At 61.1% G+C, this 9,052-nt stretch carries 6 protein-coding genes and 2 pseudogenes; 5 read left to right on the top strand and 3 right to left on the bottom strand.

Annotation, left to right across the window (positions count from 1 at the left end):
• Positions 1-622 (top strand): annotated as a pseudogene (locus K0S66_RS16705) (ammonium transporter); the annotation flags it as partial.
• A gap of 80 nt (positions 623-702) precedes the next feature.
• Entirely contained in the window at positions 703-1,938 is a 1,236-nt protein-coding gene (locus K0S66_RS16700; protein ID WP_301076603.1) for an SLC13 family permease, read from the top strand.
• A gap of 31 nt (positions 1,939-1,969) precedes the next feature.
• Here the strand turns inward: K0S66_RS16700 and K0S66_RS16695 are convergent, their stop codons facing one another.
• Entirely contained in the window at positions 1,970-3,979 is a 2,010-nt protein-coding gene (locus K0S66_RS16695) for an FUSC family protein (RefSeq protein WP_301076602.1), read from the bottom strand.
• 383 nt (positions 3,980-4,362) lie between these two features.
• On the opposite strand from K0S66_RS16695, the gene K0S66_RS16690 reads away from it, so the two are divergent.
• A complete protein-coding gene (locus K0S66_RS16690; RefSeq protein ID WP_301076601.1) occupies positions 4,363-4,773 on the top strand; it encodes a thioesterase family protein in 411 nt (136 codons plus the stop codon).
• Between the two features lie 479 nt (positions 4,774-5,252).
• Here K0S66_RS16690 and K0S66_RS16685 read toward each other — a convergent pair whose 3' ends face one another.
• Complete coding sequence (locus K0S66_RS16685) at positions 5,253-6,242, bottom strand: phospholipase D family protein (RefSeq protein WP_301076600.1); 990 nt, start codon at positions 6,240-6,242, stop codon at positions 5,253-5,255.
• 442 nt (positions 6,243-6,684) lie between these two features.
• On the opposite strand from K0S66_RS16685, the gene K0S66_RS16680 reads away from it, so the two are divergent.
• Positions 6,685-7,050, top strand: a complete 366-nt coding sequence (locus K0S66_RS16680; protein ID WP_301076599.1) for a restriction endonuclease — start codon at positions 6,685-6,687, stop codon at positions 7,048-7,050.
• Between the two features lie 317 nt (positions 7,051-7,367).
• Here K0S66_RS16680 and K0S66_RS16675 read toward each other — a convergent pair whose 3' ends face one another.
• Positions 7,368-8,198 (bottom strand): hypothetical protein, encoded by an 831-nt coding sequence (locus K0S66_RS16675; RefSeq protein ID WP_301076598.1) that lies wholly within the window; start codon positions 8,196-8,198, stop codon positions 7,368-7,370.
• Positions 8,199-8,422: 224 nt separating this feature from the next.
• On the opposite strand from K0S66_RS16675, the pseudogene K0S66_RS16670 reads away from it, so the two are divergent.
• A pseudogene (locus tag K0S66_RS16670) lies at positions 8,423-8,951 on the top strand (IS5 family transposase); the annotation flags it as partial.
• Positions 8,952-9,052: the final 101 nt, after the last annotated feature.

Genomic DNA, 9,052 nt, shown 5'->3' with positions numbered 1-9,052 from the left:
GGGCGCGGGCCTGTTGTGGTTCGGATGGTTCGGTTTCAATGCTGGCGGTGCCTACGCCGCCGACGGCCTTGCCGCCTACGCCTTCACCAACACCATGCTGGCCGGATCCATTGCGATGCTGGTGTGGATGTTCTGGGAGTGGCGGGATGCCGGTCACCCGACGTTCTCCGGCGTCCTCGTGGGCGCGGTGACGGGGCTTGCCACGATCACTCCCGCTTCGGGCTATGTGGAACCGATGGCGGCCCTGCTGATCGGCGCGATCGGCGCCACCGCCTGCTATTTCGCCAAGTACATCCAGTCCTGGCTCAAGGCGGAGGATACGCTGGAGGTGTTCCGCGCCCATGGCATCGGCGGCATCACCGGTTCGCTGTTGATCGGTGTCTTGGCAAGCCCGACGATCAACGCCGTCTCGGCGGGTGGGCGGCAGCTGTCGGTGCAGGCGATCGCCGTCGCCATCGTGGTGATCTACGCCATCGTCATCACCAGCATCATCCTTTTTGTGCTCGATCGGGTCAGCACGCTGCGGGTGCCGGAAGAGGTGCAGCGCGAAGGCCTGGATGAGACGCTCTACGGCCAGAGCGCCTACAGTCTGTGGGGCATGAAGTCGGGCAATCCGGAATGATCACCGCATAGCTGCCAGCCGGGCGCCGGGCGCCCGGCTGCGTCCCGCCCCCCGACGCCGGGAGTGAAAACACTTCTGCCATGGACCTGACGCTCCTCATCTTCTTCCTGGTCTATCTGGCCATGGGGCTGGGCTCGCTGCCTGGCTTCAGGGTGGGGCGCACCGGCGCCGCAGTGATCGGCGGCATGGCGATGCTGGCGGTCGGCAGCATCACCCCGCAACAGGCGTGGAATGCGATCGACTATTCGACCATGGGCATGTTGTTCGGCCTGATGGTCGTGTCGGCCGCGTTCGTCGTCTCGGGCTTCTATGGCTGGCTGGCGCAAAAGGCGGCCAGCTCGAACATTTCCGAACGGGCCTTGCTCGCGGTGCTCATCATCGTCGGCGGCGTGATGTCGGCATTCCTCACCAACGATGTCGTCGCGGTGTCGATGTGCCCGCTGCTGCTGTCGATCACCATGGCGCGCGGGCTGAACCCGGTGCCGTTTCTGCTGGGTTTCTGCTTTGCGGCTAACGCCGGCGCGTCGGGCACCATCATCGGCAGCCCGCAGAACATCATCGCCGCGCAGAAGCTGAACCTTTCCTTTGCCGGCGTGTCCGAGATCACCGTGGTGCCGGCGCTACTGTCGCTGGGAGTGATCTGGGTCGTGATTACCCTGCTGTATCGCAACCGGTGGAAGCTGGCGAAGCCGCAGGACACGCCGAACCCGCAGGCGGCCGCCCCGCCACCGCCACCCTTTTCCCTAGGGGAAACGCTGAAGGCGGCGGTGACGGCCATCGTGGTGGTCGGCGCCTTCGTGTTCAGCGATTGGCCGCGCGAAACCGTTGCGCTGACCGCTGCGGGTTTCCTGCTGCTCAGCCGGCGCGTCTCGTCCAAGTCGCTGCTGCAGGAGGTGGATGGTGATCTCATCCTGCTGATCATGGGGCTGTTCGTGGTGAATGCCGGCCTCGCCGCGACCGGCCTGCCGCAGAAATTGGTGACGGGCCTCGCCGCGGAGGGGATCGACCTCAACAGCCCCGCCATGCTCTTCCTAATCAGCAGCGTCGTCAGCGACCTGGTGGGCAACAACCCGGCGGTGATGATGCTGGTGCCGTATCTCCACGCCCATGGCGACGCGAACTATCTGGGCGCGGCGCTATCGCTCGGCACGCACTTCTCCAGCAACCTTGTCGTGTTCGGCAGCCTTGCGGGCATCATCATGGTCGAGCAGGCGAAGGATCGAGGGGTGATCATCTCGGGCGCCGAATTCTCCAAGGCCGGCGCGCTTGTCACCGTGGCGACGATGCTGATCGCCGGGCTCTGGCTCCTGATCTGATCGCGGCGCGCCGTCCCGTTCGCCTGAGGGTTCAGGACGGCTGGCGCGCCCGTTCGATGCCGTCCAGCATCCGCGCTAGGATCGTCAGGGAGGATTCTGTCCGGTCGTCCGGCGCGGCGACCTCGCTGCGTTCGCTCTGCGCGGCGGTCTTCTCGCCGTGGGTCTCGGCGTCCTTGCCACCGGCCGCCGATTTCAGCCGCTCGCTCAGCGCAAGCAGCCGGGCGGCGTCCTGTTCCGGCGGCGGCACCTCGCGGAAGCTGCGCTCCAGGCGATGCGCGGCATAGGCCATGACATAGGCCTCGCGCAGGGTGTCGCGCCCAGCCGTCATCATGTTGCCGAGCGACCATGTGCTGCGCAGCGGGCCGACGGTGGCAAGGACGGTGCCCAGCGCGCGGTCCACCGCCGCGGCCTTGCGCGCCATTGATCGCTCGCGACCGTTTGGCCCGGCCTTCGCGATGGCCTGCAGTAGATCGCCGAGTGCGGTGAGCAGCCCGTCCATGGCTTTCCTTGCTTGCTGGTGGAGGCTGATCGGAAACAGCAGCAGCGCGACCAGCACGCCCGACGCCACGCCGATGGCGGTTTCCTCCAGCCGCAGGACGAGCAGCTCGGGGGTGAAAATCCCGATCAGGCCGTAGATTAGCGACAGCGAGATGGTGAGGAACAGGCTCATCGCGACATAGGACACACGCGCGATGAAGAACGTGACGAAGACGGAAATGGCGAGCGCGGCGCTGAGCCACAGGAGATGATCGTGGGTCAGCGTGGCGAGCGCAATGCCGATGACGATGCCGATCGCGGTGCCCCACGCACGATCCAGCCCGCGCACCGCCACCGCGGCGCCGGACTGGGTGTTGTTGAAGATCATGAACGTGCTGATCACCGCCCAGAACCACCGCTGCGTCGAGATCGCTTCGCCGAGGATCGCGGCGATCGCGCAGGCGAGCGTCACTTGCAGCGAACGGCGCAGCGTCTGATCGCGCAGCCATTCGCCGCGCTTGGGAAACAGGCCCGCCTTATGCTCGGGCGGTCCGCCGGCGCCGGCGGAGGGGAAGGTCGGGGGCAGCCCGGCTACCGCCGATTTCAGCGCCATCTCAGCCTCGCGCATCTCCTGCAGCGCTCGCTCCACGCCGTCATGCGCCGGCGGCCTCGCGTTCTGCGCCCCCGCCTCCGATTGGCCGACCAGCGTCTCGGCGGCGACCTGAAGATCGAGCAGCTTCAGCGCGATCGTCGTCTCTCCGGTGTCCTGATCGGGTGTTTCGAGGGGGAGGGACGTTTCGCACGCCCTGATCCCCGTGCTGAGCGCACTGCCTGCGAGACGAAGATCCTCCCGGCGTCGATGCGCTGCGGGGAGCGGACTGGTGGCATGGGCCAAGGCGGCAGGAGCGATGCCGCGCAATTGCTTCGCCACTGACAGCACCGCATCGACGAGGCGCCTGAAATCGAGCGCCGGATTGTCCGGCATGACCGCATTGCGGATCACGTGAACCACACCGCCGGAAATGACCAATGCTGCTGCCACCGTCCGCAAGTCGCGCTCGTCCTCCTTCAGATACGCCGCGACGACGGCGCACATGAAGGTGAAGACACCGACGGCGCGCCAGCGCGCGCCGAACCGCGCCGCGTACGTCGCCGCAAAGACGATGATCACGAGCGCGATGTTGATGTAATGCAAGGCGCCGTGAAGTGCAGATATGACCGCAATCGCGCAAAAGGCCGCGAGCGCTGCATAGATGCGGGTCAGGCCGCGCGCCGCGGCTGTCCGATCGTTGATCTGCAGCGCGCCCTGCATCGTCGCGATCAGCGCCAGGACATAGGCCGGGCGGGGGATCGTGTACCATTTGCCGATCAGCGTCAGGACACCGCACACCAGCGCCATCGCCACCACGATGCAGCCTGACATGCGAAGCGCGAGCAGCGCCGGATCGGCGCCTAGGATCAGCAGTTTGAGCCGTTGAAAGCGGGTCATCCGTGGCGGCTTCTGCGCTGCGCCGGGCCCGTCCGTCACCGCCTCGACCGGACCGTCAGTCCCGAAGCGCAGCAACGATGGACGAACCCGGCAGGGCGAACTGAAACGAGGCAATTCGAGGGCGTTTGAAGACGGACCGTAGACCAGTTCGCCTCAGCCGGGCGTTACGTGTTTGTCCCCATGATGGGCGCGGGACCCGAACGGCAGCGAATGTTGCGGAAGGCGTTTTCACTTACGTAGCGACGACAGGCCGGAGCAGCCCGCTCCTTGGCTACGACAGTTGAACGGAATCGAGGTCCGCGGCGTTGGTACGGCGGCTTATGTGGCTCGTCGCCGCGGCCGCCGATGTGGCCCCGCCCGCTGATCGTCCCACCGATGTGCGACCGCGTGGGCCCTTTTCGTCGGTTCATACCCGATGTTCATCGCCAGTACCCGATTGGCGCGCTATGAGAGCTTTTGTGAATACCGCAACGCCCCACAATTACCCCATCCCGATCGACTCCTCGGACATCGACTTCATGGGGCACGTCAACAACGCAAGCTATCTGAAGTGGGTGCAGGACGCCGTGATCGATCATTGGCGCTCCCTCGCGCCACCCGAGGCGGTCGCGCGGCACCTGTGGGTCGCCCTCAAGCACGAGATCACGTATCGCCGCCCCACCTTCCTCGGTGACGACGTGATTGCCACCGTCCTGCTGGAGAAGGTCCAGGGCGCCCGCGCCTTTTATCAGACGGTCATCAGGCGCGGCGAGGACGTGGTTGCCGAAGTGCGCTCCAGCTGGTGCTGCGTTGACGCAAGCACGCTGCGCCCGGCGCGCCTTGCGCGCGAAATCGTCGACCGGTTCTTCCCGGCGCCCGCGGCCGACTGAATTTCCAGCACGGGGCAACTTCGCTCCACGACCCTGGCCGCAGTACTCACAACATCGATGTGATGCCTACGTAGGCGCGCGAGCCGCCCGCAGTGCCGATCATGGGGTGTCAGCGAAGGCCCAGGCAGGCTCCAACGCCAAAGCCAGAGCCAAAGCCAAAGCTCCATCACTTCCGTCGGGTCCGATCTTTTTGGGAAATGGTGCCGCTTACAGGACTCGAACCTGTGACCCCCGCATTACGAAGGCCCATCACGCAAACAGATAAAGCGTTATATATCAGCGCACTAGGTGGCGATCGTAGTCCGCTCGTGTCGCGGACCCAAGCGCTTCCCAGACTAGGCCGCCGCCATCAACTCGGAGTTTCCTAGTGAAAGCACTTTGGCTTGGGAAAAGTTGAAATTTCGACCTGCGGTATACCGGCTGAGAGGGGGAGGTAATCTAGATGCGAAGAGCGAATTACGTTTTTGCTCCGGGCGCTATCACGCTGGCGCCACGTGAAGCGCAGCCGAGTCTAGGGCATCAGCAAGTTCGGCGGCGGTGAAAATCGTTTGATCTCCCTCCCAGAGGGACCTGATGAGCAGCCAATCATTGGCGTTCAGAGATTTTTTCAAACCTAGGCCGGGATGCAGTCTACGCAAAGATTTCCAATCTTCGACGCCGAATATTAGTAAGCGGGTTTGCTGAGCTGACGCTCTACAGCGCACGTATCCATTTATGCTTCTCCCTCCATCTTCACGAAGATGAAAAGCAATCACGGACTTTTCGACGTCATGCCAACCTTCTTCTTCATCCCACACAACGACTGAAAGATCGGAGGAGTCTTCGGTATTCTCGCTATTACGAAGCGCTCTTTCTACCTCTTCATCAAGGTCATCTGTGCTCACTATGAAGGATAAATCTTTAAACGACTCTGGATAATGACGTATCCTATCTAGAAACGAAAGGCCCGCGAGATCGGCGTCATCATGCTCACGCCCGGGATCGTTCGAATACTTCGAAGCTCTCTTAACGTCGTCCCAAAGTACCTCATGCGAGTTGTTGAACACCTCGTCGAACCAAGCTTTGGCCTCCTTCCAAGCTTCGCTTCCTGCCGGGTGAAACGTGCCAGCTTCTAGGTTGCCTGGCGCTCTGCCGCCCACTCCTAGCGCTTTGGCCGACAAATTCGGCGATCCGATGACGGCGCCCGCAACAGACAGGTACACCTTGGTATGGATCCAGTCGCGTACGTGCAGGTTGGGGTTGCCCGCCATTTTTGGGCCGGTAGGGGCCCCAAACTCCTGCAGCGCTTTTTGCGACGTACAGCCCATTGCAATGTCGCAAACGATCCGGACGACTTGATCCGACCGCGGGAAAAGGTCCGCCCTCATGCCCCGCCCCAGAAAGGCGACGGCACAGTTGACAGTTTCTTCTGAGCAGATGTGTCGAACTCGCGCAGCTAGCTCGGGCCCTTGTAGAAACTCGGCGGTCATTGCATGCTCTCCACGGTCTTCAATGTCACTTCGCACTGTAAGATCGTCCTTCAAAACGAAAAGCATCCTATGGCTGACGCCGCGCTGGGCGAGAAGTTGACGTTGGCGTTGATACAATGTGCAGCGCTTGTGCCATTGATTGCAACATGCGACCTCATTCTATTTCTGTCCTATTATGATGCACTAGCAGCGATTGGATGGGATGTGCTCCATCGAAGCGCTCAAAGAGGGTCCTCTTGTGCCTCGTCAACTTCCCATAAGGTGGCAGGCTGTGAACACAGGCTCACGGCGCATCAGAAATAAAGGACGAGCTGGAGCTCATTCAGAACTTGCTAGACGACAAGGGCCCAGGAAACTATGAAGCAATGGATATAATGAATGGGGGTACGGTGGCACGCATGACCGCGCCGCCCTTCAGCTCGGCAAGAGCGGCGACGGCGGTGTGGACGGCGTGATTGACGAGGACCGGCTTGGGCTCGATCGAATTTACGTCCAGGCGAAGCGGTACGCGCCTCACATCGGAGTCGGACGTCCGGAAATACAGGGCTTCGTAGGGAGCCTTGTGGGGCTGGGTGCGACTAAGGGCGTGTTTGTCAGCACGTCGACTTTCAGCGTGCCAGCGGTCGAATACGTCAGGCACCTGCCGCAGCGGGTCATCTTGATTGGCGGCGAGCGGCTAGCGGAGTTGCTGGTCGAGCACGATGTGGGCGTTCGGGTCAGCCGCACTATTTCCGTAAAGCGAGTCGATGAAGACTTTTCGCCGAAGACTAGCCTCCCGCACGGATTCTGTGCGCTGGCATTTTGCTGAATTCGACGTAACCTCGGCGCTTCCCGTCTAAGGTCGGCTTTCAAGCGTCAGGCGACCTCGCCCCAAAGCTCCCCGAGTTCCGCTTGCAATGTTGGACGGTCCCAATGCCGCCGGCGATCGCAATTTTGACGCTAGAGTTGACCGACTGGCTACGGCGCTGGGGTCGGCAGGTGGACTTGCTAGCTGGTCTGGTCGAATTGCCGAATGATGCTCTTGGCGGACGGCTTTCAGAGTTTGGGCGCTCATCCGCTTCTCTTTTTAAGGTGTGGCCTAGAGGAACAGAGAGAACAGCTCCTCGCCTCGTGCCGAGTTGTTCCCTAGAAACTGAAAGAAACCATCAGCAGCATTCCTTTTTGAGACGTCTGACGGAAACGTATCTCTGTCTCATTTCCTGGAAGTGGCCTGTCCAGCTCTAATCCCTTCCCTAATATCTGTACGCTTGGATCAATGACCAACCCCATACCTATGTTGAAGCTAGACTTCGAGTCTTTAGCGTAACGAAACCCTATCATGCCCCCAAAGGCAATTGCGTCGATAACATCGTCGCTACCAGGTCTCACCGCCAGAAAAGGGCCAATGCCCCACTCGTCCTCATCCAAGCCAAAAAGGCTGTAGCTCGGTGTGAAGAAGTAATGTGACTCGAGCATAATTCTTGCTTTGGAATTGTCGGTTTTTACCGCTCTCACCAAACCATCAACAATTTCAGCCTCAACCACTCGCTGAGATTCACCCAAATCGATCGTCACTGACATTCCGACGCCGAACTTGATGCCGCCGAACTCTTGCGTATCGTCGGAACCTGTGCTCGCTGCGGATTTGCTCGTGTCAGGAGACTTCTCCCCAGCATCAGTAAGCTTCGCATCGGAGGTCGCCCCAGCGCTAACTGCTTGGGAAGGTGCTGCCGGCGCTTGCGCAGACGCGAGATATTCTCTTGCGGCCTTAGCCTTTAGCGCGAGCTCATCCGCAGCCGCGATATCTCGCTCTGCTTGGGCAATACGAGCGGCCTTAAGCTTCTCGTTTGCATCCGCGACGGCTTGCTCCGCCGCCGCAATTTCCGGCGATGTTTGAGCTTGAGCAGCGTTAATCGTAACCGAACAAAATAAAATCCAGCCAAGTAAAGCTCGAAAAAACTTCACGAATCCTGGCATAGCCCCCGCCCCTAAATAGAACTTATGGTATTCTAATCTATTCAGTCCGGTTTTAAGTAGCAGCTCGCTGACAAAGCAAAAGTAATAGAATAACCGGAACGGTTTAAACTGGCTAAGTCAAGGAAAAGAAAGAGATTCGGTTATGAATTTAAATCAACGCTTAGGGTCATGACCCATTGATGTGAGAGGCGCGATCTGATTCAGGCTCCGAAGGGAGACTGAGAATGAGCGACCTGTACTGGCTGACGGACGAGCAGATGGCGCGTCTGCAACCGTACTTCCCCAAGAGCCATGGCAAGCCGCGCGTCGATGACCGGCGGGTGCTGAGTGGCATCGTCTTCGTCAATCGCAACGTGCTGCGCTGGTGTGATGCGCCGAAGGACTATGGCCCGCACAAGACGCTCTACAATCGCTGGAAACGGTGGGGCGAGAGGGGCGTCTTCCTGCGCATGATGGGGGGGGGGCTGCGTCAGCGGAGGCCGAGCCGAAGACCGTCATGATCGACGCGACTTACCTGAAGGCGCACCGCACGGCATCGAGCCTGCGGGTTAAAAAGGGGATCTCGGGCGGCTGATTGGCCGCACCAAAGGCGGCATGAACACGAAACTTCACGCCGTCACCGACGCAAACGGCCGCCCTCTTAGCTTCTTCATGACCGCTGGCCAGGTCAGCGATTACACCGGCGCGGCAGCGCTACTGGACGATCTGCCAAAAGCGCGCTGGCTCCTGGGCGACCGGGGGTACGACGCCGACTGTGACGTGCTCCCCTGAAACTCTGCCAGTTTGAGCTAGAGTCCGCCTTCGTGAGGAGACGGACGTGAAGAAGACCAGGTTCAGCGAGGAGCAGATCATCG

Source organism: Sphingomonas sp. (assembly GCF_029239295.1).
Taxonomy (GTDB): domain Bacteria; phylum Pseudomonadota; class Alphaproteobacteria; order Sphingomonadales; family Sphingomonadaceae; genus Sphingomonas.
This window is presented reverse-complemented; position numbering and strand designations above follow the sequence as displayed.

What these genes read in the sequence shown, in the direction of transcription:
- K0S66_RS16700 (WP_301076603.1), top strand. Translation starts at nt 703, where the DNA reads ATGGACCTGACGCTCCTCATCTTCTTCCTGGTCTATCTGGCCATGGGG.
- K0S66_RS16685 (WP_301076600.1), bottom strand. Translation starts at nt 6,242, where the DNA reads ATGACCGCCGAGTTTCTACAAGGGCCCGAGCTAGCTGCGCGAGTTCGA.
- K0S66_RS16675 (WP_301076598.1), bottom strand. Translation starts at nt 8,198, where the DNA reads ATGCCAGGATTCGTGAAGTTTTTTCGAGCTTTACTTGGCTGGATTTTA.